This is a genomic window from Mycetocola sp. TRD_SC_2 (genome assembly GCF_055361225.1).
In genome coordinates this window covers 1,598,709-1,624,103 of record NZ_CM143954.1, presented here as the reverse complement: position 1 = coordinate 1,624,103, position 25,395 = coordinate 1,598,709, and the positions used below count along the sequence as shown (strand labels likewise).

The window sequence follows — 25,395 nt, the reverse complement described above, 5'->3', positions numbered from 1 at the left end:
AGGAGACGCCATGAGCACGAAGGTTGAAAAAAGCATCCTCGTAAACGTCCCGCTGAGCGTTGCATACAACCAGTGGACCCAGTTCGAAGAGTTCCCGCACTTCATGAGCGGCATCAAGTCCGTCACTCAACTCGGCGATGAGAACCTGAAGTGGGTCGCAGAAATCGGCGGTGTCAAGCGACAGTGGAACGCGAAGATCCTGGAGCAGGTGCCAGACAAGAAGGTCTCGTGGGCTGCAACGGACGGAGCGACCAACGCAGGGTCCGTGACCTTCGAAGACGTCGGTGGGGGACAGACGCAGGTGCACCTCGTGCTCGAGTACGAGCCCGAGGGCCTGGTGGAGAAAATCGGCGACAAGCTCAACGTTGTGGAAAACCAGGCCGAGGGCGACCTCGACCGCTTCAAGGCTTTCATCGAGGCTGAGGGATATGCGACCGGGGCGTGGCGCGGTTCGGTGGACGGCACCACTTCTGGCGAGCCCGGGGTAGAAGCTGCGTCAGGCTCGCGAGGCGACAGCGGTAAGGCGGGGATCTCAGGCAAGGTCGCCGCTGGCGTGGGAATCGCAGCAGCAGCGGCGGCAGCCGGTGTGGCCGCCAGCAAGAAAGGCGACAAAGACACGGATCTTGAGGCAGACGTCACTGTGACGCCGGCCGTTGACACTCCGGTGCACGATGTCGATCCGACGGTCGCCGGAACGACCACTGGACAATCAGAGGTCTACGTCGAAGAAGATCCGCTGCTCAACCGGGATCGTCGCGACGGCGGCACCCTGTAGTTCCCACGACCGGCCAGGTGATCGCACCGCCGGCAGTCCTCCTTCGGGATGGGCCGCCGGCGGTTCGCTGTGGCTGGTCATCCCAGAAGCCAACGTCGCCAGCGGGATTGCTCGGGCTCCTGGTCGGGCGCCGGACCTTCTCCCAGCGCACGGGCCGCCTCCTCGAGATCCTCCGCCGTCAGAGTGATCACGTCGTCGCGATCGAGGGTCTCGAGGCTTCGTGCCTCATCACGAGAGAGCCGCAGCGCCTGTCGATTGAGCGCCTGCTCGAACAGGGTGCGTGCGAAGCGAGCGTTCCCTGAGTCCTCGCCGGAGTGCAGGCCGTCAAGGATCCGACGCAGCATCACATCCGCTCCCGATGCCAGCCTGTACTCGTGGTGATCCAGCATCTGGCGGAAGATCGTCTCGAGTGCGTCGAGCGAATAGTCGGGGAAGGTGATCTCGCGGGCGAACCGTGAACGCAGTCCCGGATTCGACAGCAGGAAAGACTCCATGAGCCGCGGGTATCCGGCCACGATCACGACGAGACGATGGCGGTGATCTTCCATCCTCTTGAGCAAGACCTCGATGACTTCCGGGCCGAAGTCCATCCGGCCGTCCTCCGGGGTCAGTGCGTATGCCTCGTCGATGAAGAGAACGCCGTCCAGCGCCCGGCGGATCACCCGATCCGTCTTGATGGCGGTCGCCCCAACATACTGACCGACCAGTCCCGACCGGTCGACCTCGACGAGATGGCCCTTCTGGAGGAGCCCAACCGCGCGATACATCTCGGCGAGAAGCCGGGCAACCGTGGTCTTTCCTGTGCCCGGGTTTCCGAGAAAGACGAGGTGCTGCGACGTCGCCACTTCAGGCAGCCCGTGCTCTTTCCGCCGAGCCTGCACCTGGAGCAGAGCGACGAGCGCCCGGACCTGTTCCTTGACGGTTTCCAATCCGACCAACGAATCCAGCTCCGCCTGTACCTCTTCGAGCGGGCGAGCCGTGATAGCGCGTCCGCCTATCAGGTCGCTCCTCAGCTCATCGACTCGCTCCGAGCCCGGCAGCTTGAGTTGCTCGGCAAGGTGGGCGATCGTCTCACGCAGTTCTTCGAGTGGATTGCGTTTGCTCGACATCGGTTCCTCCTGTCGCGATCGCCACGTCTTTCCGATCAGCACCGGCGCGCCACGCGATCATCCGTCCCACGGTACTGAAGCGTGAAGAGGAGCAACAGGTGGTGGTCCCTCCGCTAGGTTCGTGCCATGACCTCGCGCGCGCCCTGCAGACGTTGGATGACTATCGGCCTCGCCGCCGCTGTGCTGGTCCTGACGGGTGGGTGCTCTTCGGTTCCCCCGGATGTCTGGCGGGTCACGCCACTTGAATACGACAACGCCGTGGAAGAGGGGCGACCGGACCGCATCGATGTCACATACCCGATGACGAACATTACCGGCGACACAGCGGGCGGGATCTGGACGGAATCTTCGGGCTCCTGGCTGCATCTCGATGCAGACGGAAAGACGCTGCGTCGCTTCAACGACGACCTGTTCATCGCGGTGCACGGGATTGCGGCTCTTTCGCCGACGGTCCTCGCTGTCTCCCGGACCGACCGGGAGAATCCGGCCGGCACCGGAACCGGCCTGTTCCTCTACGACACGGATGCCATGACGTGGGAGGCCCTGAACGTTGACGCGACGATGATCGGCGACGTCGCCGTCGATGCCGACGGGCGAGTCGTCTTCGTCGACTTCCTCTCAGATGCCGTGCCCGAGCCGATCGATACCCGTGTTGACCGGTCGGTGCCAGCGGTGTACGCCATCCGAGTGGTTGATGCTGACGGCGTCCAGGACACGGTTTTGGGACCCGACGGTGAATCTCCCGCAGCGGCAGTCGCGATCGACGTCGATTCAACAGGAGCCGTCTACGTCAGCACAAGCAGCGACACGTTCCTCGTCGCATCGGATGGGTCCCGGACACACCTTGGCACCCATTCGGCGACCCCGGTGCTCGCCGTGAGCCCGGCCGGCGATGTACTCGCTCCTGCCACGCGCGACGCAGGCGCAAACGTTGAATGGGCACTGACCCGGGGGTCCTCCGAGGCTCGAGAGATCATGACTCAGAACGGCTCGTGCGAGGCTTCAGGGGGACGCGGGCTCTCGCTCAGGCAGAGCGGCATCGAATTGCAGCTACCGTTCAGCTGCGGAATCAGAGGCGCGGCGTGGATCACCGACACCACGTTCGTGGTCTCAATCGGAACGGAGGGAGGGGCGATTCTCGCGACTGTCATGCCGCCGGAGAACTCCGGGAATGGTTGAGCCTGAACGCTTGATATCTGGCGCGCAACCCTCCTGAGTTTGCTAGGTGCGTGGCGGTGCGGTCGAGTCCCTCACCACGAGTTCAGTCGCCAACTCCGTGTGAGACGAGTCGAGCTGCTCGCCGCGCGACAGACGCAGCACTCCGCGCAGCGCGGCACGCCCCATCTCCTGCAGCGGCTGCGCCACCGACGTGAGCCGGGGGAGTGTCTGCTCCGTGAGTGGTGTTCCGTCGAACCCAACGACGCTGAGGTCATCGGGCACGCGAAGCCCGCGACTGCGTGCCACCTCCAGCACGCCAAGGGCGATGGTGTCGCTTGCCGCGAAGATCGCCGTCGGCGGTTCAGAGAGAGCAAGCACCTCCCGGCTCGCCTCCGCACCTGACTTCTGGTTGAACGCTCCGGCGAGGATGTAGTCCGGACGCGTCGCGACGCCCCTGCCCATAAGAGCGGCGAGGTAGCCGTGGAGCCGTGCGACACTGCATTCGGCCGCAGCTGGCCCTCCGAGAAACGCAATGCGTTCGTGACCCAGGTCGAGAAGATGTTCCGTCGCGGCCCTGCCGCCCGCCCAGTTGGTGGCCCCGACGCTGGCGTAACCTCCGGGTGGCGGGGGGTTGAGTGGGTCAATCACCAGTACGGCAATGTCGCGGCGCTGAAAAGCGTGTAGTTGGCCGACTGAGATTTCGGAGGTGACGAAGATGATGCCGCTGCGACCGGAATCCTTCATTCGCTCCGCCCATTCGTCATGATTCACTTCAGACAGTTTGTTCGGCGTGTAGCTGCTCACGACGACGTCGACATCGACGTCGCCCGCGAGATCGAGGATGCCGCGGAGGATCTCCATCGAGTACGCCTCATCGTGAACACCGATGACGAGGTCTACCATCGCAGGGCCGGTCATGCGAGTGCGGCGTTGCATGGGGGAGCGGTAGCCGAGTTCGTCGAGCGCGGCCTGCACGCGGAGGCGAGTGGCGTCCGCCACATCGTCGCGACCGTTGATCACTTTGGAGACGGTCGGGGCTGACACGCCCGCGAGCGCAGCGACGGTTGCGAGGACGGGTTTCAATCGCTGAGTCATAAACGAATGCCTTGGGTAGGTGAGGGTCCGAAATGTTTCGGAACTATCAGGATGCCTCATCCGCTCGACGTCCACAACACGAAGCCGTCGTGTGCGCTTGACTCTCGACGTTGTGCTGGCTAAATTGAGCGCACTCACAGAAACAATTGCGAAATCTATCGACGGTTTTACTGCCACCGAGGACAACCGCCGGCTTCAGCAAATTAACACCCAGTAAGGAACCCTGTATGACGAACGCCCGCACTGCCCTCGTTGTCCGAGGAGGTTGGGACGGCCATCAGCCCGTCGAAGCCACCAACCTCTTCCTTCCCTTCCTCGAGGCCTCCGGCTTCGACGTACGGGTCGAGGAGAGCCCGGCGGTCTACGCCGACGCGGACTACATGGCAACCGTCGACCTCATCGTGCAGTCCAACACCATGAACACGATCGAGAAAGACGAGTTCGCGGGCTTGCGCACCGCCATCGAGGCGGGCACGGGGATGGCCGGCTGGCACGGCGGCATCGCCGACTCGTACCGCAACAACTCGGACTATCTCCACCTCATCGGCGGGCAGTTCGCCTGCCACCCGGGCAAACACCCGGACGAGCGCATCGGTGACCCGTCCGACAACTACATCGACTACCGGGTCGAGATGACGGAAGCCGCGGCAAGTCACCCGATCACCGAGGGACTCTCCGATTTCGAGCTGACCACCGAGCAGTACTGGGTACTCAGCGACGACTACATCGACGTGCTCGCCACAACGACCCTTCCGGCACGGGAATGGGACGCGTGGACCCGCCCCGTCGTTTCTCCCGCGATCTGGACACGGCAGTGGGGCAAGGGCAAGATCTTCGTCGCAACGCCCGGCCACTCGGTCGAGATCCTCCAGGACGAAAACGTCCGCACCATCATCGAAAGGGGCATGCTGTGGGCGAGCCGCTGACACCACTGAACGTCGGGATCGTCGGCTGCGGCCACATCATCGGCGCGTATCTCGAGACGTTCCCGACGCTCGACGCCGTCCGGCTTGTCGCCGTCGCGGACCTCGACCGGGCGCGCGCAGACGCTGTCGCGGCGGAGCACCCCGGTGTTCGTTCGCTGAGCGTCGATGAGCTGATGGCAGACGACGAGGTCCAGCTCGTGCTGAACCTCACCATCCCCGCCGCGCACGCGCCAATCGCGCTGCAGGCCCTCGCCGCCGGCAAGATCGTTTACGGCGAGAAGCCCCTCGCCGCGAACTCCGAGCAGGCGGCCACTGTCCTCGCCGCGGCCGCTGAAGCGGGCATCACCGTCGGTTGCGCGCCTGACACCGTTCTCGGCACCGGCACCCAGACGGCTCGCCAGGCCATCGACGACGGTCTGATCGGTCGCCCGATCTCGGCAACCGCCACGATGATGACGCCGGGGCACGAGCGCTGGCACCCCAACCCGGACTTCTACTACGTGCCGGGCGGCGGCCCGCTGCTCGACATGGGTCCGTACTACGTCTCGGCGCTCGTCACACTGCTCGGCCCCGTGGCATCCGTCATCGGAGCGGCGAGCCACACGCGGACCAGCCGCACCATCGGGTCTGGCCCGCGCGAGGGCGAAGTCATTCCGGTGACAACGGACACCCATGTCACCGGCGTCCTTGTCCATGAATCTGGCGCCCTGTCGACCCTCGTCATGAGCTTCGATGCCGTCGCCACCCAGGCCGCGAACATCGAGATCCACGGCGAGACCGGTTCGCTCATCGTGCCGGACCCCAACCGGTTCGACGGCGACGTGAGGCTCCGATCACTCGGCTCGACGGACTGGGAGGTCCTTCCGATCTCAGCGGGTTACGTCGACGCGAGTCGCGGAATCGGGCTCCAGGACCTCGCTCTCACCGAGACGGATGCCGAACCGCGCGCGAGTGGGCGGCTCGCCTTCCACGCGCTCGACGTCATGGAGTCGGTGCTGAAGTCCGCTCACTCCGGGCAGTCGGTCACGATCGAGAGCACCTGCGAGCGACCGCCCGCAGTCCCGCTGACCGAGTTGAGCGTGCGGGCCTAACCGCGCAACGCCGCCTGCTGGCTGCGCCACAGCGCGTACTGCGCCCACGGATCGTCGATCCCAGCGCGCAGCACGTCGATGTGGGCGAGGATCTCCGGGTGGGGCGCGAACCACTCGGACGTGCCGAGCCGGTAGGCGGCGAACTGCAGGTGCCGCCTCCGCTCGGTGAGACGGTTGCCTGGTTCGAACGCGAGAACTTCGTCATGCCGGATGCCGGCGAACCGCCGGCGAGGGTTTGCCGACGTTCCGATTTTTATCCGGTCTCCGAACCGCAGGTAGTAGACGACGTCGAGTCGCGGGTCGACCGTTTCGCCGTCAGGCGCATCGCCGACCCGCCACTCGCACACCGCGCACAACCAGCCGGAGGGATACCGCACGCCGAGCCGCGACCCGCAGGCCGCGCACGGCGAGGGCAGCAGGTCCGTCGTGCCGGACGTCTGAGCGACCCAGTCGTGGGCGACCTCGAAGTGGGCGGCACACAGGTCGAGCGGAGCCCCCGGCTCAACAGCCTCGCCGCACGCCTCGCTGGTCGGAGAGGCTGCAACACAGCGTCGGTCGGTCATCGTGCGTCACTTCGTCCGCGCACCCGCCAGTCAGGCACGGATGTCGCCGACCGTTTCGAGCAGAACCCAGCCCTCCGCCCGCGGACGGATTCCCTGCACCCGCTCGAGGCGGTCAGCGGCGACCAACCCGCCGAAGTCGAGGCCCGTTGCCGTCTCGAGGTCTCTCACCGGCACCTGGAACGTGCGGAATGGGCCGAGGGGAGGCGGGGCATCCGTCGATCGGGCCCTGAGGCGGGCCTCGGAAAGGTCGATCTCGTCGAGTTGCGGGCTTTGGTCCAGGAGGTAGGCGGTGGAGGCGAGCGTGGGAGCGTCGCCCGGTGTTATCCACGCGGCGACCTTCCAGAACGCCTGTGGGATGCCGATGCCGCGGTAGACCGGGTCGCCCTCGCCGAGCGCGGGGCCGGTGAACACGCTGAGCCGCTGGTCGGTGGTGTCGGCGTAGCCGAGGAGGTAGTCCTCGAGGCCGAGCCAGAGCTCCTTGGACTGGTTGAACTGGGCGGCCTGCGGGGCGGCGTTGGTGTAGGCGAAAGTGTCATGGTTTGCGCGGGCTGCCTCGGTCGGTGGCCCCCACACCGGATCGCGGCGACGCACGAGGTGCCCGCGGTCGAGGTCATTCCGTCGGTAGAGCTCCGGGCCCGCCTGCTCGCCCTCGGCGACCCGGGAGTCGAGGTGCCAGTCGTCGCCACGCGGAACGTCCACGAGCAATGTCCCGTCGATATTGACCGCCGTGGCCGCTGCGAGCCTCCTGCCGGTGTCGAGCAGAACGCTGAAGTGGGTGTAGTCGAGTTCGGTGACAGCGCGGGCCGGGCGGGGGAGCGGGACCTCGATCGCGAGGAAGTCGGGGTCGTAACCCGCGGCAGACGTGGTGTTCGGCATGACCCCAGCTAAGCACCGGCGTCCGACAGCCGCACCTGCCGTGGCGACATCCTGTTCATCCGTTGCGGTCGGAATCACCCGGTATGCCGGATGAGTGCGTCCTGGACGGCGGAACAGGCGACCCGGACGGCGCGGGGACGGGTCTGTCGAGTGCCCGAAGGTTCCGGCGGAGGATGAGATGCAACGCGACGCGCCCGAACGGCCCGGCCGCACGCATCCACCAAGCTGCCGGCCGCCACACCACCCGGATGTCGAGCTGTACCGCGCCGTCATCGGCGAGCGAGACGACGTAACTCTCCCAGCCGCTCTGCGGGTGCCCGATGAGCGCGCCATGGCCGAAGCCCGTGCGCTCGGCGCCCGACACCACCTCGAACACGCAGCAGTTCACTCGCGGATGCAACGGACCGAACGGAATCTCCCAGACGGATGTCTCGCCAACGCGCACCCGGTCGGGCACGTCGATCGCGCGGAAGCCCGAACCGACGTGGACGCCCCAACGAAGTACGGCGTCGGCGGCATCAGCGTAGCGTCGATGCCCGTGCCCGAGAACGCGAGATCGGCGAGTGACGTGGTATCCCTGCGGCACCGGGCCGTCGAGACTCGGCGTTCCCGGAAAGTTGAACTCGCGCCCGGTTCCCATGGCGCCATTCTGGCATGCACGTTCGGCCCGCCGGGAAAAGGGGGTGACTTAATCCCGGCACAGCCCTAGCCTTCGAGCAGAAGCGGTCGATCGAGCCAGACGCCCGCACAGAGGGGGATGTCATGAGTTATGCGACGTCGATGCTCCGGGCAGATCCGCGCAGCAGCGAACTGGGTGATCCGTCGGCACTGGGCGACTGCATCGAGGCCTGCCTCGAGTGCTCGCAGGCCTGCACATCGTGCGCAGAATCGTGCCTGAGTGAGCCCGAGGTCTCGGCGTTGAGCGACTGCATCCGCCTCGCCCTCGATTGTGCCGACGTGAGCAGCGCCGCCGCGAAGGTACTGTCGCGTCACTCGCGCTACGACGGCAACCTCCGTCGCGCACTTCTCGCAGCTACCAGGGCAGCGAGCAGCCTCGCCGCCGAAGCCTGCGAGGCTGAGGCGGAACGCTACGCGCACTGCCGGGTCTGCGCTGAGGCCTGCCGCCGCTGCGAGGCCGCGTGCATCCGGCTCCTCGAGAGCCTCTGACGGCGCTATTCGACCCGCACGTCGTCCGGCGACTTGTCTGGCCGCCAGCCGCGCCACGAGGAATGGCGGAGCGAGCCTGCGCTCGTCCACTCCATGAAAGTGACCTCACCGACCAGCTCCGGCTCGATCCAGTGCACGTGCAGCAGCTCGTCGCGCGGGGCGTCATTTACCGGCGGGGTCTCGCGCGCCATCGACCGGAACCGTGTGACCATCGACCGCCGCTCGGCGTCAGAGAAACCCGTGCCGACGCGTCCCGCATAACGGATGCCTGCGGCATCCGGAATTCCGAGGACGAGAGACCCGATCCCACCCGCGGCGCTGCCGGCACCGGCACGCCAGCCGACGACGACCACTTCCTGCATCCGCTGGTGCTTGAGCTTGATCCAGGCGCGGGAACGCTTGCCTTCCGTGTAGCGACTGTCGCGCTCTTTCGCGATCACGCCCTCGAGACCGAGGGCTGTGCTCGAGGCCATGGCTGCTTCGATGTCGCCGTCGAACTCCTCCGGGACCTGGACCGGACCGGTGGGCTCGACACTTGCCCGCAACGCGGCCCGGCGCACGTCATACTCATCGGTGGTGATGTCGTGCCCCTCGATCTCGAGAAGGTCGAACAGCATCAGCTCGATCGTCGCCGACCGCGCCGCGGACTCGTCCTCGGTCAGACCGGCGCGGGACTGGAGGAAACCGAAGTTCGGCCGGCCTTTCCGGTCGAGTGCGACAACTTCGCCATCGAGAACAGCCGAGGTCGGCTTCACCGACTCCCTCACCGGCTTCGCCAGCTCCGGGAAGGTGGCGGTGAGGTCCTTGCCCGAGCGGCTTTTCAGCCACACATCGTCGCCGTCGACGTACACCACTGCGCGGTAGCCGTCCCACTTCATCTCGAGGGCCCAGTCCTGATCGGTGTCGAGATCGGATGCCGTTCCCGGCGCCGCGAGCATGGGGGAGCGGAGGGGACGGGAGAGAGGTGCCGCGTCGTCCGATGCGGCTGCGAGAGTGGTGGGCGCCGACGACCGTCGCTTAGGGGCCGTCTGCTTCTTCTTCCGTTCCGGATCCATGAGGTGGATCAGCCAGTTGTTCTCTGCACCGGGGCGGCTCGTGTGGATCAGGGCGTACTTGCGCGGTGTCCCGCCGAGTCCGCCATCAGGCTGGCCGGTCAGCGTAGCAATGACCTCTTTGCCCTCGCGCCACTTCTCCAGCTGGAACGTTCCCGAGTCCCAGATTGTCACATCACCGGCGCCGTATTCTCCCTTGGGGATCACGCCCTCGAACGTGCCGTACTCGAGCGGATGGTCCTCGGTCTGCACGGCGAGGTGGTTCTCGTCACTGTCGAGCGGTGGTCCTTTCGGGACCGCCCAGGAGACCAGCACGCCCTCATGCTCGAGGCGGAAGTCATAGTGCAGCCGTCGCGCATGATGTTCCTGGATCACAAAGGAGTTCCCGCTCGAGAGGGGCGCCGCAGCATCCGGAACCGGCTCAGGTGTTTTCGATCCGTCACGCATGCTGCGGTACTTCGCGAGCCGGTCGCGGGACTCCGGGGTCGCCTCGAAGCTGGCGAGGTGCTCGGGTGTCGGCTCGAGACCGGCGTCACGAGAGACGAGCAGGGGGGCAAGCAGGTCGCCCTGCTCCGCCACGCGGTCGAGCACCTCTTCGAAGTCGAGCTGCTCGAGATCCGGGTCGTCGAGTTCCTCCCACGTGCGCGGAGCCGCAACCATCGGGGTCAACCGGCCCCGCAGCGAGTAAGGGGCGATCGTGGTCTTGGCCTGGTTGTTCTGGCTCCAGTCGACGAGCACTTTCCCGGTGCGCAGTGACTTCTTCATGTCGCTGACGACGAGATCCTTGTGGTCGGCCTCGAGCGCCCGCGCCAGCTCGTGGGCGACAGCTGAGACCTGGTCAGAACTCCATCCCCCGTCGAGAGGGGCGTACAGGTGGATGCCTTTGCTCCCGCTCGTGACCGGGAGCGGTTCGAGGCCCATGTCGACGAGGATGTCGCGGGCGAGCCTGGCGACGTCGGCGCAACTCGCGAGGCTGACCCCGGGGCCGGGGTCAAGGTCGAGAACGAGCCGATCGGGTTTGCGGCGACCGCCGGTGCGTTCGAACTGCCACTGGGGAACGTGGATCTCCAGCGCAGACATCTGGGCCAGCCAGGCGAGCGTGGCCCGGTCGTTGACGAGGGGATATTCGTTCGGTCCGCTGCTGTGCTCGATCGAGCGCCGCGCCACCCAGCCCGGCGCCGACTCGTCGAGGTTCTTCTGGTAGAACACCTCTCCCGGATGCTGCGCCGTTCCGACACCGTGGACCCACCGTTTGCGCGTCGCCGGCCTGTTTGCCGTGTACGGCACCATCACGTCGGCGATCTCTGCGTAGTATCGGAGCACATCGGCCTTGGTCGTGCCCGTCTCGGGGTACATCACCTTGTCGAGGTTGGTGACGGCGATCCGCCTGCCGTCGACGTCGACCATCTGCCTGCCGTTCCCGCGGGATGCCATGGTCAGAGCGGCTCTGGGATCGGGGGATAGGTGATCGACAGACCATCGACGGAGGCGAACCGGGTGAGCGTGTGCGGCTTCTCCGAGGTGGCACTGAAGATGTCGCTGACCTCGATGCCGCGCACGAGAAGGGCATCGCCGACGAGCGAGCGATGGCAACGCCACGGCACCGCCTCCGCGCACATGATTGCAACGGTCCCTTCGTCCGCAAGCGCGAGCAGGTCGTCGATGGCGTGGGCGAAGGCATCCGTCTGCATGTAATCCGCATACCCGCGGAATGACGTGTTGCGCCAGCCCGTGTTGACAGAGTCCGCCGTGGTGTGCCGGAGTCCGCCGAGTGCTGAGAGGCGCCGGTAGCCGATGCCGAATCCGGGCAGGCTCATCGCCATCTCGTCCTCACCGAATTGAGGGTTGTGCCTGGACCTGGGAATCGTGCGGATATCCACCACCTGCGTCACACCGTGGGCCTCGAGAATTCCGGCGAATTCCTCGATCGGGTGGGTCGAGTGCCCCACGGTGAATATCCGGGTCATGCCGGGCAGCGTATCGCCGTTCCGGAACGTGCTCAAGGCGTGGACAAGCCGCTCTGGCCGGGTCGCCGACCGCGCGATGGGCGGATGCGACGCAGCGGCAACGCGGGATCGGTCTCGGTGAACACCGCCCGGGTGTCGTCGAGCCACGCCAGCGCGGCCGTTGCCCAGTGCACATGTGCTGAGGCGAGACGGTCCGATGCGGGCGCGGACTTTGCCACGGCGCACGAGTCCTGCCAGACCGACGCCTGACGCTCGAGAAGCGCGGACCAGTCGGTTCCGGGAATGCTCGAGCCGAGAAGAACCTGGTCGAGAAAGTCCGGCCATGCACGTGGGTCGGCGTCGACCGGGCGTTCCAGCCAGGCGGTAACCGCTTCTTCGCCCTCGGGCGTCAGACGATACAGGGGCAGGTTGTCGTCGGTCATTGTTCCGGTGGCGACGAGTCCGTCTCGCCGAAGGCGCTCCAGGGTGCTGTAGACCTGCCCGACATTGAGGTCGGTGCGATGCGGGGCTCGTGCTGCGATTTCGTCGCGAAGGGCGAGTCCGTAACCGGGGCCGAGAGAAAGGATCGCGAGGATGCCGTCCCGAACCGCCATGCCGTCTCCTTAGGTCACCTGCATGCACTATACCGGGTATAGGTCAACGCGGTGTGCCGGTCGCCGGCCTAAATACCACAATCGAAATCACATCGTTGTGATTTCGCGCGGGACTACGGCATAATGACTGCAACGGCATTGTGCCGACAATTTCATACGATGCCGCGAATCCGCGCATCTCCATGGTCGTTGGGGAAGACGTACCACAGGAGATGGAGGAGAACATGGTGGCATCAGTCGCACGAGGGGTGATTTTGGTTCACTCCTCACCGCGCGCGCTCTGCCCGCACGTTGAGTGGGCAGCTGGGCGCGCTCTCGGTCGTGCCGTGAACTTCGCCTGGGAGGAACAGCCGGTTCTCAAGGGCTCACAGCGCGCCGAGTTCTACTGGGAGGGCTACCAGGGAATGGGAGCCGCCCTGGCCTCGGCTTTGCACGGCTGGGAGCACCTCCGTTTCGAAGTGACCGAGGACCCGACACCCGGATCCGACGGCGGTCGCTGGCTTCACACGCCCGACCTCGGCATCTTCTTCGCCCAGACCGACACCGCTGGCAACGTCGTCATCCCTGAGGACCGGGTCAGATACGCCATGGAAGTGGCCGGCAGCAACGCGGAGGAACTTCACCGTGAACTGCGGATCGCGCTCGGTCAGGCCTGGGACGACGAACTCGAGCCGTTCCGTCACGCCTCCGACGACTCTTCTGTCATCTGGCTGCACAAGGTCGGCTGACGGGACAACTTCACAGCTGCAGGATCACGTGGGTGGCCCGAGGCGCTCCGGTTGGTGATTTCCCGGTCGGTTCGTCGGTGAAACAGCGTTGATCCTGTGAACAGAAGAACCCCCGACGGATACTCCGCCGGGGGTTCTGTTTCTGCTGTTCGGAAGCGTCCGCGCTCAGTAGCTCCGGAACGCAACAACCGCGTTGTGGCCACCGAACCCGAAGGAGTTGCTGATCGCGAGGAGGTCACCGGTGCCGAGATCCCGCGGTGACGTGACGACGTCGAGCGGAATCGCAGGATCCTGCTCGGTGAGGTTGATCGTCGGGGGAGCCGTCCGGTTGTGGAGCGCGAGGATCGTGAAGATCGCCTCGAGAGCGCCGGTGCCTCCGAGGAGGTGACCGGTGGACGCCTTCGTCGCCGACACGGCGATGTTCGGCAGGTGGTCGCCGAAAACACGGAGGAGCGCGTTGTACTCGGCGATGTCGCCGACGGGCGTGCTCGTGGCGTGCGCGTTGATGTGCTTCACATCGGTGACGCTTGCGCCAGCCGCTCCGATCGCCGCGAGCATGGCGCGGGCTGCCGCCGAACCCTCGGGGTCCGGCGCGGTGATGTGGTACGAGTCACTGGTGACCGAGCCGCCGGCGAGTTCAGCGTAGACCCGGGCGCCGCGGGCGAGCGCGTGCTCCTCGGTCTCGAGAACAACGGATGCCGCGCCCTCACCGAGCACGAAGCCGTCGCGTGAGACGTCGTAGGGGCGGGATGCCGTCTCCGGGGAGTCGTTGCGACGCGAGAGCGCCTGCATGGCTGCGAAGGACGCGATCGGGAGCGGGTGAACGACCGCCTCGGTTCCGCCGGCGATGACGACGTCGGCGAGGCCAGCCTGCAGGTGCTCGTAGGCGTTCGCGATGGCCTCGGTGCTCGAGGCGCAGGCCGAGACGTCCGTGCGGGAGAACGCGCGCGAAGGGATGGACATGCTGATCGCCGCAGACGCAGCGTTGGGCATGAGCATCGGAATCGTCATGGGGAGAACGCGACGCGGGCCTTTGGCCTTGAGCGTGTCCCAGGCATCGAGCAGGGTCCAGAGACCACCGATGCCGGTCGAGTAGTCGACACCCACGCGCAGGGGATCGACGTCTGGCGACCCGGCATCAGCCCAGGCTTCGCGCGCTGAGACGAGCGCGAACTGGCTCGACGGGTCGAGGCGCTTGACCTCCTGGCGTTCGAGAACTTCGGAGGGACGGACCTTGGCCTCACCAGCAAAGGTCACGGGAAGATTGTGTTCGGCTACCCAGTCGTGTTCGAGGGCGCGGATGCCTGACTCGCCCGCGAGCAGAGCATTCCACGATTCCGGTGCTGTTCCTCCGAGGGGAGAGCTGGCGCCGATGCCGGTGACGACGATTTTCTTGGTCATGGGGAACTCTCCTGGTGCTTGGTCAGCGATACGTAGGAAACAGTGTCCGCGATTCAGGCAAGACCGGGTCGGGCTTCGCTCGCCCCGGTCTTGCCTGCATCACTGCAAAGGGTTTAGGCCTGCGCCTTGACGATGAAGTCGACGGCGTCGCCGACGGTCTTCAGGTTCTTGACCTCTTCGTCGGGGATCTTGACGTCGAACTTCTCTTCAGCGTTGACGACGATCGTCATCATCGAGATGGAGTCGATGTCGAGGTCGTCCGTGAAGGACTTGTCGAGCTCGACGGTGTCGGCGGCGATTCCGGTCTCGTCGTTGACGAGTTCAGCCAGACCGGCGAGGACTTCTTCGGTGGACAGTGCCATGGTGTTTCTCCTTGAGTATCAATTGACCGTGCAACAGTCTATGGGGGGTGGCAGCACGAGAAACCCGCGCTGTTCGGCGGGATTTAGGGCAGAACGACGACTTGGGCGGCGAAAACGAGCCCGGCACCGAAACCGATCTGCAGCGCGAGGCCTCCGCTGAGCTCCGGGTGCTCCTCGAGCAGTCGGTGCGCGGCGAGGGGAATCGACGCGGCGGAGGTGTTCCCCGTCGTCTCGATGTCGCGTCCGATGGCGACGGTGTCCGGCAGCTTGAGCTGCTTCGCAAACTCGTCGATGATGCGCATGTTCGCTTGGTGCGGGATAAATGCGGCGAGCTGGTCGGCAGTGATGCCAGCCGCTTCAAGTGCCTGCTTGGCGACCTTGGCCATGTCCCAGACAGCCCAGCGGAACACCGTCTGTCCTTCCTGTCGCAGGGTCGGCCATTCGGCCTCGCCCCGGCGGTATTGCTGCAGGGTGGCGTTCATGCCGACGGCGCCCGCCTTCGATCCGTCCGAACCCCACACCGTCGGTGCGATGCCGGGAAAGTCGCTGGGGCCAACGACGGCCGCGCCCGCACCGTCACCAAGGAGGAATGAGATCGAACGATCGGCGGGGTCGACCACATCCGACAATTTTTCCGCGCCGACGACAAGAACGTAGCGGGCGGCACCCGAGCGGATGAGCGCGTCGGCCTGGGCGATCGCGTACGGGTAACCGGCGCAGGCGGCGTTGACGTCATACGCGGCGGCGGGGTTCGACCCGACCCGGTCGGCGACAACGGCAGCCATGGACGGGGTCTGCTGGATGTTCGAGATCGTCGCGATGATGACGGCGTCGATCTTGTCTGCATCGACGCCGGAGACACGGATCGCTTCGATCGCGGCATCCGTGGCGAGGTCAGTTGCCGAGAGTTCCTGGCTCGCGCGGGTGCGGGTGATGATGCCCGTGCGCTGGCGGATCCACTCGTCCGACGAGTCGATGGGGCCGATGAGGTCCTCGTTGGGAACGGAGAGGTCGCCTCGAGCCGCCCCGAATCCGAGGATACGGGTGAAGGCGGGGCCCTGGGACTGCCGGAGGGTGGGTGTGGTCAAGGCGTCTCTCTCGTTGCGGTGATGTGCAGGGAAAAGGAAGTGTCAGGCGGCGAGCAGATCGAGGGCGGCCTGGAGATCGGTGGGGGACTTGATGCCGACGGCGGGGATTCCCTTGAGACCGCGACGGGCCAGCCCGGTGAGCGCGCCGGCTGGTGCGAGTTCGATGATTCCAGTGACGCCGGCGTCGAGCATCCCGGTCATCGTCAGGTCCCAGCGGACCGGTGAGGCGACCTGCTGGACGAGGAGCTCGACGAAGCGGTCACCGGAGTCAATACGTGAACCGTCTGCGTTGGTCCACAGCGGGCGCGTGGGATCGGATGCCGCGACGGAGGTGGCAATCGAGGCCAGTTCCGTACGCGCTTCTTCCATGTACCGGGTGTGGAACGCACCAGCGACTTGCAGGGGGATCACCCGGGTCCCGGCGAGGGGAGTTGCGGCGAGTTCGGCGAGCGGTTCGAGCTCTCCGGCGACGACGGTCTGGCCTCCGCCGTTGAAGTTGGCGGGCTGGAGACCCAGTTCGTCGAGACGGGCGAGGAGGGCATCTGCGTCTCCGCCGAGCACAGCGCTCATGCCGGTGGGGACGGCCGCTGCCGCGGTCGCCATAGCCGTGGCGCGAGCGGCGACGAATCGCATCGCTGCCGTGTCGCTGAGAACGCCGGCACCGACGGCCGCAGTGATTTCGCCGACACTGTGGCCGGCGATTCCGACGGTGGCCGGGATGTTCCCGAGTGCCCGAAGGGTGATGAGGCCCGCAGCGACGATGAGCGGCTGCGCGACGCGGGTGTCGCGAATCGTGTCGGCGTCAGACTCCGTGCCGTGGCGGATGAGGTCCAGATCTGCCTCATCGGAGTATCGCTCAAGCAGATCCCGGTTTGCCGGGTCGTCCAGCCACGGGGAGAGGAATCCGGGCGTCTGCGACCCCTGGCCTGGGCATACGAGAACAATCACCGTACCAGTCTGCCAATCGTCGGGAAGATCAGAGTGTTGAACGTGCCACAAGAATCACAGGAACCCTTGTGCATGTCCCACATAGCTTCACGGCGGATGCCGATCAGCGGCGCCGCTTGACGGCATCCGGCTCGGCGATCGAACCGAGGATCAGCGCCGCCTGGAGGATGAGTGCTTCACGCGCCCCGGTGGCATCCCAGCCGATGACGTCGGAGACCCGTTTGAGGCGATATCTCACAGTGTTGGGGTGAACGAAAAGTTCACGCGCCGTCGCCTCGAGCGAGCGTCCGTTGTCAAGGTAGCACCACAGCGTCGTGACAAGTTCGGTGGAGTGTGCTTGTAGCGGCTTATAGATGCGCTCGATGAGGGTGGTGCGGGCAAGCGAATCGCCGGCGAGGGCGCGCTCGGGCAGGAGATCGTCCGCCTGGACCGGGCGAGGAGCATGGCGCCATGCCCTGGCGACAGCGAAGCCCGCGAGTGCTGCGCGCGCACTCTTGGATGCTTCGACGAGCGTGGGCACGGCGTGACCGAGAACGAGGTGACCGGAACCGAACCCGGGTTCGAGGTGGCTGGCGATCTCGACAAAGCTGAGAGAAGCGGCGGTGCCGATCTCTTCATCGTCGACACCGTGCGAGGTCTCCGCCCTGCCGATGACGAGGACGAGCCGGCCACCCTGCACGCCGATGAGCACGTCGGCAGCCATGTGCCTTGCTGTTCGGCGCAACTGGTCGACGTCGAGCTGGGGTGGCGTCGTCCCGACGAGGACGGCGACTTCACCGTGCCCGTGCCAGCCAAGCGCTGCGATCCTGCTGGGCAATTCGTCGTCGGCTTCACCGGACAGGATCGAGTCGACGACGAGTGCTTCAAGGCGCGCGTCCCAGAGGCCACGGGCTTCAGCAGCCCGGGCGTAGACGTCGGCTGCTGCGAACGCGATTTCTCGCGAATACAGCAGGATGCTCTCGCGCAGGTCTTCAGCGCCGCCGTCCTTGATCCTCGCTTCGACGACTTCGACGGTGACACGAATGAGCTGCAGGGTCTGCTGGAGGCTCACCGAACGCAGAAGTTCGCGCGGGGCAGCCCCGAAGACATCCGCCGCGATCCACGGCGTCGACTTGGGGTCGTCGAACCAGGCGATGAAGGAGCTGATGCCGGCCTGGGCGACGAGGCCGACAGCGGACCGCCGCCCCGGCGGCATTTCTGCGTACCAGGGCAGCGTGTCCTCGAGCTTTTTCAGCGTTGTCGTCGCGAGCTCGCCGGAGAGCCGGCGGAGCCATGCGAGCGTTTCTGCTTTGGATCGCGGCACGAGCGGGGAGCTGATGGTCTAGCTCTCGCCACCGGCGTTGCCGGTGGTCCCCGCGTTGACGTCATTCAGCTTGTACTTCTCGATCGCCTGGGCTGGTACAGAACGGTCGATCTCGCCGCGGTCGGCGAGGAGCTCGAGAGCTCTCACCACCATCGACGGCCCGTCGATCTTGAAGTAGCGGCGAGCCGCGGCCCGGGTGTCCGAGAAGCCGAAGTCATCAGCACCAAGCGACGCGAAGTCGCCGGGTACAAACTGGCGAATCGAGTCCGGCACCGCGTGCATGAAGTCGGAGACGGCAACGAACGGACCGTTCGCCCCCTGGAGCTTCGACGTGACGTACGGAACCTTTTTCTCGGCATCCGGGTTGAGGAAGTTGTGTTCCTCAGCGATGATGCCGTCGCGACGCAGCTCCGTCCAGGAGGTGACCGACCAGACATCTGCCGAGACGCCCCAGTCCTTCTCGAGAAGTTCCTGAGCTTCGAGCGCCCAGGGAACAGCGACACCGGATGCGAGCAGCTGGGCTTTGGGGCCTTCGGCCGAGGAGTCCTTGAGCTTGTAGATACCACGGACGAGTCCGTCGACGTCGAGGTTCTCCGGTTCAGCGGGCTGAACGATGGGCTCGTTGTAGACGGTGATGTAGTACATCACGTTGGGATCTTCGTGTTCGCCGCCGTACATGCGCTCGAGACCCGTGCGCATGATGTGCCCGATCTCGTAGCCGTACGCGGGGTCGTAGGTCACCGTTGCCGGGTTCGTCGACGCGAGAAGCGGCGAGTGTCCGTCGGCGTGCTGCAGGCCTTCACCGGTGAGGGTGGTGCGGCCGGCGGTCGCGCCGATGATGAATCCACGCGTCATCTGGTCGCCGGCAGCCCAGAAGGCGTCGCCGGTGCGCTGGTACCCGAACATCGAGTAGAAGACGTAAATCGGGATGAGCGGCTCACCGTGGGTGGAGTACGACGTTCCGACGTTCGTGAACGCCGCAGCACCGCCGGCCTCATTGATTCCGACGTGCAGGATCTGCCCCTGGGGGCTTTCCTTGTACGCCAAAAGCAACTCGCGGTCGACCGAGGTGTAGTGCTGGCCGTTCGGGTTGTAGATCTTCGCGGTCGGGAAGAACGCGTCGATGCCGAAGGTGCGAGCTTCGTCCGGAATGATCGGAACGATGCGGTTGCCGAAGTCCTTTGAACGGATGAGGTCCTTGAGCAGCCGGACGAACGCCATGGTCGTGGCGATCTCCTGCGTGCCGGAACCCTTCTTCGCAATCGCGTAGGTGGATGCGTCTGGCAGGTTCAGCTGCGTGTACTTCGAGCGGCGCTCAGGCACGTATCCGCCGAGCGCGCGGCGGCGTTCGTGCAGGTACTGGATCGCTTCGTCCTGGTCACCCGGGTGGTAGTAGGGCGGGAGGTACGGGTTCTCCTCGAGCTGCGCGTCTGTGAAGGGGATGCGCATTTCGTCGCGGAACGTCTTGAGGTTGTCCAGCGTCATCTTCTTCATCTGATGGGTCGCGTTGCGACCCTCGAACGACGGGCCCAGGCCGTAGCCCTTGACCGTCTTCGCCAGGATGACCGTCGGCTGTCCCTTGTGCTCGGATGCCGCTTTGAAGGCTGCGTACACCTTGCGGTAGTCGTGGCCGCCTCGTTTGAGGTTCCAGATCTGCTCGTCGGTGTAGTTCTCGACCAACTTGAGCGTGCGCTCGTCACGCCCGAAGAAGTGTTCACGCACGAACGCACCACTCTCAGCCTTGTAGGTCTGGTAGTCACCGTCCGGTGTGGCATTCATCAGGTTGAGCAGCGCGCCACTGTTGTCCTGTGCGAGAAGGTCATCCCACTCGCGTCCCCAGACGACCTTGATGACGTTCCAGCCGGCACCGCGGAAGAAGCTTTCGAGCTCTTGAATGATCTTGCCGTTGCCGCGGACAGGGCCGTCGAGGCGCTGAAGGTTGCAGTTGATGATGAAGTTGAGGTTGTCGAGGCCTTCGTTGGCTGCGACCTGCAGTTGACCGCGGCTCTCGACCTCGTCCATTTCACCATCGCCGAGGAACGCCCAGACCTGCTGGTCGCTCGCGTCCTTGATTCCGCGGTTGGTGAGGTATTTGTTGACCTGCGCCTGATAGATGGCGTTGATCGGGCCAAGACCCATCGACACCGTCGGGAACTGCCAGAAGTCCGGCATGAGGCGGGGGTGCGGGTACGACGAGATACCGCTGGGCGCGTGAGACTTCTCCTGGCGGAATCCGTCGAGCTGGTCCGTCGACATCCGTCCCTCGAGGAAGGCTCGGGCGTAGGTGCCGGGGGAGGCGTGGCCCTGGATGAAGATCTGGTCGCCGCCGCCCGGGTGGTCGTGGCCGCGGAAGAAGTGGTTGAAACCTACTTCGTAGAGTGCCGCTGAGGAAGCGTAAGTCGAGATGTGGCCGCCGACACCGATACCGGGGCGCTGGCCACGGTGCACCGTGACGGCAGCGTTCCAACGAATCCAGGCGCGGTAGCGGCGCTCGATGTCTTCGTTGCCCGGGAACTCTGGTTCGTTCTCCGGAGCAATGGTATTGATGTAGTCGGTGGTCGGAACCATCGGCACACCGAGGTGCAGTTCACGCGAGCGCTTGAGCAGGCTCAGCATGATTTCGCGCGCACGGCCGTGGCCGTGGGCTGCGACGAGCTGGTCGAGGGACTCTTGCCACTCGGCGGTCTCTTCGGGGTCCGCGTCGAAGTTGTTCACCGAGTATGGGTCCTGGTCGTTTACAGTCACCGTCGACCTTTCTGTATGGGCAGATCGTGCCTGGTTCTCACGGTGCATATCTGTCGCCGAGGTCAGGGTGTGAACTCCGCTGGCACCACTGATTAGCCTAGCGACTCGTGCGCGCGATGGGCGACATGACCGACGCTGCTCCTGTGAACCGTCGCGGCTAGCATGTGGAACTTCCGCGCGCGGCGATACTCTTTCACTCTCAACCAGGCGATCCCGCCTGAAAGGATGCATCCCATGGCCATCGAGATCGGCGCGCGTGCTCCTGAATTCACCCTGCCGAACCAGTTCGGCGAACCGATCGAACTCCGCAGACTCCGCGGCAAACGGCCGGTCGCGCTCGTCTTCTTCCCTCTGGCTTTCTCCGGCCGGTGCACGAGCGAACTGCGCGAGCTTCGCGACAATCTTGACCTGTTCAGGCATGCCGGTGTCGAGCTGGTCGGTATTTCCGTTGACTCCAAGTTCGCACTCCGCGCCTGGGCGGAGCAGGAAGGGTACGACGGTGCACTGCTCGCTGATTTCTGGCCGCACGGCGAGGTCAGTACTGACTACGGCGTGTTTTCTCCTGACAACGGTTTCGCCGATCGGGCGACCTTCATCATCGACGTCGACGGCATCGTCCGGGCGTATTTCACCACGGCACCCGGAGAGGTTCGCCCTCTCGCCGCATATCGCGCTGCACTCACCGAGCTGCAGTCGAAGCCCGTCGAAGCCGTGTAACATGAACTGCTGCCATCGGCAGTGAGGGGCCTTTAGCTCAGCTGGTAGAGCGCCACGTTTACACCGTGGATGTCATCGGTTCGATCCCGGTAGGGCCCACCCCTGAGAAACCCAGATAGATACTGGGTTCCATAAATGGTTGAATACGGCGGACACTAGCCACCCAACGCGTCATGGAGCCGAGGAATCGACTCGCCAACCCGCGCCAGCACAGGCCAAGACCCAATTCCTCCGCATAAACGAAAACCTCGGCAGAATCGGAATGATGAATCAGCCGGGACAGGTTTCGGCGTGCTCTGATTCTGCTTCAGATGCCCATCTCGAGGGCATCCAGCGCCAGATCGGCGCGCAGGCCATCCTTCAACTCACTCGGATAGTGCTTCGTCATGACCTATATCCCCTCCGGGTCATAAGCCTCCATCAAACCCGGGGCGATTCACTAACGCGCGCCCCGCGTTCGCCGTCCGGCGAGCATGGCCTGAGGATCCAGACCGAACGTTCGGCGGGCCGCGAATCCTCCGATGGTGGTCCCCGCAGCGAGTCCGATTCCCGTTGCGATCGCGACCACGGCCGCGGGGAGCGCCTCGGTCACCCCGTGCGCGGAATCGATGAATCCGTACAGCGCGCTGTACACCGCGAGACCCGGGATCAATCCGATGATGCCTGCCGTCGTCATCGCGCCCTCGGGCACCTTGAGCCAGCGGTAGGTGAGGTAGCCGATTACGCCCGCAGCCACTCCGGCCATCCCCGGCGCCAACCCTGGCTGCGCAGCGAAAGGCAATATCAACCAGTACAGGGCGAAAACGAGGCCAGCCGCGGCCGCCATGAGGGGCACCAAGCGGAGACGCACGTACGACGTAAGCGCGAATCCGACACCGATGAGCGCGGACCCGATCACTCCGGGCACCAGGCCTATTCCTTCACCCAGGGAGGTCGCAACCGTTACGGGAACACCCAGCCGCAGTGCAGCACCCAAGACGATCGATATGCCTACGGCGAGACCGAGAGTGAGCATGAGCACTTCCATGCCTCGCGCTGTTGCTGTGACGTAGTACCCGTCGATCGCGTCGCGGGCGGATGCGGTCAGCCCGACACCCGAGAGCAGCATGATGATTCCCGCAATAACGATGACGGTCGGAGAGTTCGAACCGGGCAACTCGATGCCCACCGAGCGCAACCAGAAGATGAATACCGCGATGCTCGTCGTCACCATAGCGGCGGCCATCTGGGCGAAGAAACCGGGCACCGACCATTTTCCCAGCCGGCGGGTGATGACGTCAGAGATGACCGCGGAGGCGGCGGCAACAAGCACGAGCACAAAACTCACATCGAACATCACCACAACGCCGCTCGCTAGCACGGCCTTGCCTGCGGTCACGACCCAGCGACGATATGGGTGCGGGCTTGTCAGGATCGATGCGAGCCGCTCCCGGGCGCCCTCCACATCGACTGGGCTGCCGTCGCCAGTGATCTCATCGATCAGCAGGTAGACATCCTGCAGCCTCGTGTAGTCGGTGGTGCGCACCTTCACAATGCGCATGACCGACATCGGGTCCTCGTTCATCCCGCGATGGATCGAGACCGTGATCGACGTGAAGGTGATGTCCACGTGCATGCCCAAGATCCCGTACGCATCGCTGATTCTCAACACGGTGGCAACGACGTCGGCCGCGGAAGCGCCGGTCGCGAGCATTGCCTCCCCGGCGCGCAGACACAGATCAATCACCAATCGCGCGTGCCGCTGGGGCAGCTGATCATCACCGACGACTACGGAAATAGCTTGGGTGGGAGTGGCTGTCCCCCGAATCACCCCGCCGGCGATTTCGAGGAAAGACCGACTCGCCCGCCGTCCGGGAACGCTGTGTATGTCATTTCTGCTCTCGCCCACAGCCCAAGGCTACGGGCACGCGGGTCCGATTTCACCCGCGCTTCATCGAGTTCCCGATCTGGGACGGCCTGATCATCGTTCTCGTCGTACTCGTGCCCTGCCAGATCTACCTGAGCCGTGCCGACTTCCAAGACACCGGCAAGGGTGTCGCCGTCGAACCGGTGGTCGACGGCACTGCCGTCAACCCGGAAGAAGCCGAGTCCGAATGGATCGAACTCAACCGGTGGGTGAACTGGTTACGACGAACATACGGACTCCCGGCATCCGTCGTTCCACCGTTCCGGCATAGGCACCCCGAACTCGTCTGGGAACTCTCCGCGCTGCACCTGCACTGGCTATGCCGTCGCTTAAGATGGGTCGAGATGATTACTCGACGAGAAGCCGCCCTCCGCCTCGACATTCCGCTCGAGATGGCGGTGCGCCACGGCATCCCTGGGCGACTGTCCGAAGAAGACGTGGCCGAGCTCGACGCGAACCCGCCCGCCTGGCTCGCCCAGTCGCGAGCGAACCGCACCGGCAAGAAACCGGTCTGGGTCACACTGACGTGCGACATCTGCGGCTTCAGCGAGGCGGTACGGCCGAAGAAGTGGTGGCCGGAGTTCGCGTACCTGAGCTGCGATTATCATGGCTCGGACGAACTCCCAGACCCGCAGCCCGGTCTCGCACGCACCGAAATCGACGGCATCGGCAGCCGCTTCATCGGCATCGTGGACGCTGCCTCCTAGCTGCGACCTCAACCCTTACACACCGTTTACACAGGTCCGGTGGATAGTCCTCCCAGCCCGATGCAGAAGTATGGCCGCTTCAGCCGCTCGCGCCCGGACCCGAATCCTGCGAGCGTACGGCGGGCCGGATGGGCCGCTGTGATCCCGACATCGTCCGTCACCCCATGTAGCCGCTGAGCTCGCGCAGGCTTTGCCCGCGTGCTCGCGATGGTGAGACTGTCACGCCAGTTCGAAACTCTCTGTTTTGGCGTGCCTGCACCGAGGCTTGGTTCCGTCAGCGCTGATCTGCGGAACACAGACCGGAAGACTCATGCTCAGTACTGCTCAGAAAACCACCCGTTTGTCCAAGGTCGCCGCGATCGTCGCCGGCGCAGGCATCCTCACCGCCTCCGTCTTCACTCTGCAGGCGAACTCCGCCCAGGCCGAAACTGCTTCTCAGCTGTCTGGATCGCTGAAGAAGATCGACTCGTCGCTCACTGAGACGACGGATGCCATCACTGGCGCCCACGCGGAGAAGGTGGCGGAAGAGACCCTCGCGGAAGCGCACAAGGTCGTTGCCGCCGCACAGGACAAGGTCGACACGACGCCGCTCACGGCATCTGTCGCATCGCTCGCCGGATACAAGAATCTGGAACCGGCGAGTGTCGTCACCCTCGCGTCCTACACGGACGGAACCGCTGAGAAGGTCGCTGCCGCTGTCGTCGAGGCCGACCGCATCGCCGCCGAGAAAGCGGCGGCCGCCGCTGCCGCTGCAGCCAAGGCGGAAGCAGAGAGGATCGCCGCGGGAAACACCCCGGATGGTGCTCGCGCCACCGCCGCGTCGCTCGCGTCCTCAACCTACGGCTGGGGTGCCGGCGAGTTCTCCTGCCTGAATTCGCTCTGGCAGAAGGAATCCGGCTGGTCCTACACCGCCTACAACGCGTCGAGCGGTGCCACCGGTATCCCGCAGGCGCTACCCGGCAGCAAGATGGCGTCGGCTGGTTCCGACTGGAAGACCAACGCCGCCACCCAGATTTCATGGGGACTCGGCTACATCAAGGCTGTTTACGGCAGCCCGTGTTCCGCCTGGGGTCACTCGCAGGCCGTCAACTGGTATTGAGTTCCCGTCACTGATCGGT

24 protein-coding genes and 1 tRNA gene are annotated in these 25,395 nt (G+C 65.1%); 10 read left to right on the top strand and 15 right to left on the bottom strand.

Annotated elements, in window-relative coordinates:
- Window positions 1-10 precede the first annotated feature (10 nt).
- Window positions 11-775, top strand: coding sequence for an SRPBCC family protein (locus tag ACWA1Q_RS07730; protein WP_463756406.1), 765 nt, complete (start codon window positions 11-13; stop codon window positions 773-775).
- A gap of 77 nt (window positions 776-852) precedes the next feature.
- Here the strand turns inward: ACWA1Q_RS07730 and ACWA1Q_RS07725 are convergent, their stop codons facing one another.
- Window positions 853-1,884, bottom strand: coding sequence for an AAA family ATPase (locus tag ACWA1Q_RS07725; protein WP_463756404.1), 1,032 nt, complete (start codon window positions 1,882-1,884; stop codon window positions 853-855).
- 156 nt (window positions 1,885-2,040) lie between these two features.
- Between ACWA1Q_RS07725 and ACWA1Q_RS07720 the strand changes: the two genes are divergently transcribed.
- On the top strand, window positions 2,041-3,063 hold the full coding sequence (locus tag ACWA1Q_RS07720) for a hypothetical protein (RefSeq protein WP_463756403.1): 1,023 nt from the start codon (window positions 2,041-2,043) through the stop codon (window positions 3,061-3,063).
- Window positions 3,064-3,105: 42 nt separating this feature from the next.
- Here ACWA1Q_RS07720 and ACWA1Q_RS07715 read toward each other — a convergent pair whose 3' ends face one another.
- Entirely contained in the window at window positions 3,106-4,137 is a 1,032-nt protein-coding gene (locus tag ACWA1Q_RS07715) for a LacI family DNA-binding transcriptional regulator (RefSeq protein ID WP_463756402.1), read from the bottom strand.
- A 227-nt stretch (window positions 4,138-4,364) separates the two neighbouring features.
- Here ACWA1Q_RS07715 and ACWA1Q_RS07710 point away from each other — a divergent pair, with 227 nt between their 5' ends.
- Together ACWA1Q_RS07710 and ACWA1Q_RS07705 are read left to right on the top strand one after the other, a co-directional pair.
- Complete coding sequence (locus ACWA1Q_RS07710; RefSeq protein ID WP_463756400.1) at window positions 4,365-5,063, top strand: ThuA domain-containing protein; 699 nt, start codon at window positions 4,365-4,367, stop codon at window positions 5,061-5,063.
- Window positions 5,048-6,154 (top strand): Gfo/Idh/MocA family protein, encoded by a 1,107-nt coding sequence (locus ACWA1Q_RS07705; RefSeq protein WP_463756399.1) that lies wholly within the window; start codon window positions 5,048-5,050, stop codon window positions 6,152-6,154. The genes ACWA1Q_RS07710 and ACWA1Q_RS07705 overlap by 16 nt, the downstream gene beginning before the upstream one ends.
- Here ACWA1Q_RS07705 and ACWA1Q_RS07700 read toward each other — a convergent pair.
- From ACWA1Q_RS07700 to ACWA1Q_RS07690, 3 genes are read right to left on the bottom strand one after another with little or no spacing between them, the layout of a single operon-like run.
- Window positions 6,151-6,717, bottom strand: a complete 567-nt coding sequence (locus ACWA1Q_RS07700) for a GIY-YIG nuclease family protein (RefSeq protein ID WP_463756397.1) — start codon at window positions 6,715-6,717, stop codon at window positions 6,151-6,153. The two genes, ACWA1Q_RS07705 and ACWA1Q_RS07700, sit on opposite strands and share 4 nt — an antisense overlap.
- 30 nt (window positions 6,718-6,747) lie before the next feature.
- Complete coding sequence (locus ACWA1Q_RS07695; protein WP_463756395.1) at window positions 6,748-7,593, bottom strand: DNA/RNA non-specific endonuclease; 846 nt, start codon at window positions 7,591-7,593, stop codon at window positions 6,748-6,750.
- Window positions 7,594-7,648: 55 nt separating this feature from the next.
- Window positions 7,649-8,233, bottom strand: a complete 585-nt coding sequence (locus ACWA1Q_RS07690; RefSeq protein ID WP_463756393.1) for a DUF1990 family protein — start codon at window positions 8,231-8,233, stop codon at window positions 7,649-7,651.
- Window positions 8,234-8,355: 122 nt separating this feature from the next.
- Between ACWA1Q_RS07690 and ACWA1Q_RS07685 the strand changes: the two genes are divergently transcribed.
- Window positions 8,356-8,760 carry a four-helix bundle copper-binding protein gene (locus ACWA1Q_RS07685; protein ID WP_463756391.1) on the top strand — a complete coding sequence of 135 codons (405 nt, stop codon included), beginning with the start codon at window positions 8,356-8,358 and terminating at the stop codon, window positions 8,758-8,760.
- 5 nt (window positions 8,761-8,765) lie between these two features.
- Here ACWA1Q_RS07685 and ACWA1Q_RS07680 read toward each other — a convergent pair whose 3' ends face one another.
- Genes ACWA1Q_RS07680 through ACWA1Q_RS07670 form a run of 3 tightly spaced genes read right to left on the bottom strand, consistent with a single transcriptional unit; the run spans window position 8,766 to window position 12,372 of the window.
- The gene (locus ACWA1Q_RS07680) at window positions 8,766-11,246 is read right to left on the bottom strand and encodes an ATP-dependent DNA ligase (RefSeq protein WP_463756389.1); all 2,481 of its coding nucleotides are present in this window, start codon (window positions 11,244-11,246) and stop codon (window positions 8,766-8,768) included.
- Between the two features lie 2 nt (window positions 11,247-11,248).
- A complete protein-coding gene (locus ACWA1Q_RS07675; protein ID WP_463756387.1) occupies window positions 11,249-11,779 on the bottom strand; it encodes a DUF488 domain-containing protein in 531 nt (176 codons plus the stop codon).
- A gap of 32 nt (window positions 11,780-11,811) precedes the next feature.
- Window positions 11,812-12,372, bottom strand: a complete 561-nt coding sequence (locus tag ACWA1Q_RS07670; RefSeq protein WP_463756386.1) for a PadR family transcriptional regulator — start codon at window positions 12,370-12,372, stop codon at window positions 11,812-11,814.
- A gap of 224 nt (window positions 12,373-12,596) precedes the next feature.
- Here ACWA1Q_RS07670 and ACWA1Q_RS07665 point away from each other — a divergent pair, with 224 nt between their 5' ends.
- Window positions 12,597-13,100 (top strand): DUF3145 domain-containing protein, encoded by a 504-nt coding sequence (locus ACWA1Q_RS07665; RefSeq protein WP_463756384.1) that lies wholly within the window; start codon window positions 12,597-12,599, stop codon window positions 13,098-13,100.
- A 165-nt stretch (window positions 13,101-13,265) separates the two neighbouring features.
- On the opposite strand, the gene ACWA1Q_RS07660 is transcribed toward ACWA1Q_RS07665, so the two are convergent.
- The 6 genes from ACWA1Q_RS07660 to aceE all read right to left on the bottom strand — a co-directional run bounded on the left by ACWA1Q_RS07660 (window position 13,266) and on the right by aceE (window position 20,947).
- Window positions 13,266-14,501 carry a beta-ketoacyl-[acyl-carrier-protein] synthase family protein gene (locus ACWA1Q_RS07660; RefSeq protein ID WP_463756382.1) on the bottom strand — a complete coding sequence of 412 codons (1,236 nt, stop codon included), beginning with the start codon at window positions 14,499-14,501 and terminating at the stop codon, window positions 13,266-13,268.
- 113 nt (window positions 14,502-14,614) lie between these two features.
- Window positions 14,615-14,863: an acyl carrier protein gene (locus ACWA1Q_RS07655; protein ID WP_090711896.1), complete on the bottom strand. Its 249-nt coding sequence runs from the start codon at window positions 14,861-14,863 to the stop codon at window positions 14,615-14,617.
- 83 nt (window positions 14,864-14,946) lie between these two features.
- A complete protein-coding gene (locus ACWA1Q_RS07650; protein WP_463756380.1) occupies window positions 14,947-15,951 on the bottom strand; it encodes a beta-ketoacyl-ACP synthase III in 1,005 nt (334 codons plus the stop codon).
- 42 nt (window positions 15,952-15,993) lie between these two features.
- Window positions 15,994-16,899 (bottom strand): ACP S-malonyltransferase, encoded by a 906-nt coding sequence (locus ACWA1Q_RS07645; protein ID WP_463756378.1) that lies wholly within the window; start codon window positions 16,897-16,899, stop codon window positions 15,994-15,996.
- Window positions 16,900-17,002: 103 nt separating this feature from the next.
- On the bottom strand, window positions 17,003-18,202 hold the full coding sequence (locus ACWA1Q_RS07640; RefSeq protein WP_463756376.1) for a PucR family transcriptional regulator: 1,200 nt from the start codon (window positions 18,200-18,202) through the stop codon (window positions 17,003-17,005).
- A gap of 18 nt (window positions 18,203-18,220) precedes the next feature.
- Entirely contained in the window at window positions 18,221-20,947 is a 2,727-nt protein-coding gene (aceE, locus tag ACWA1Q_RS07635; protein WP_463756374.1) for a pyruvate dehydrogenase (acetyl-transferring), homodimeric type, read from the bottom strand.
- Between the two features lie 234 nt (window positions 20,948-21,181).
- Between aceE and ACWA1Q_RS07630 the strand changes: the two genes are divergently transcribed.
- Window positions 21,182-21,664, top strand: a complete 483-nt coding sequence (locus tag ACWA1Q_RS07630) for a peroxiredoxin (RefSeq protein ID WP_463756372.1) — start codon at window positions 21,182-21,184, stop codon at window positions 21,662-21,664.
- A gap of 26 nt (window positions 21,665-21,690) precedes the next feature.
- A tRNA-Val gene (locus ACWA1Q_RS07625) sits at window positions 21,691-21,763 on the top strand.
- Between the two features lie 340 nt (window positions 21,764-22,103).
- On the opposite strand, the gene ACWA1Q_RS07620 is transcribed toward ACWA1Q_RS07625, so the two are convergent.
- A complete protein-coding gene (locus tag ACWA1Q_RS07620; RefSeq protein ID WP_463760807.1) occupies window positions 22,104-23,474 on the bottom strand; it encodes a threonine/serine exporter family protein in 1,371 nt (456 codons plus the stop codon).
- A 239-nt stretch (window positions 23,475-23,713) separates the two neighbouring features.
- Between ACWA1Q_RS07620 and ACWA1Q_RS07615 the strand changes: the two genes are divergently transcribed.
- Window positions 23,714-24,277: a hypothetical protein gene (locus ACWA1Q_RS07615; RefSeq protein WP_463760805.1), complete on the top strand. Its 564-nt coding sequence runs from the start codon at window positions 23,714-23,716 to the stop codon at window positions 24,275-24,277.
- A 310-nt stretch (window positions 24,278-24,587) separates the two neighbouring features.
- Window positions 24,588-25,376, top strand: coding sequence for an aggregation-promoting factor C-terminal-like domain-containing protein (locus ACWA1Q_RS07610; RefSeq protein ID WP_463756371.1), 789 nt, complete (start codon window positions 24,588-24,590; stop codon window positions 25,374-25,376).
- The last annotated feature ends 19 nt before the right edge of the window (window positions 25,377-25,395 follow it).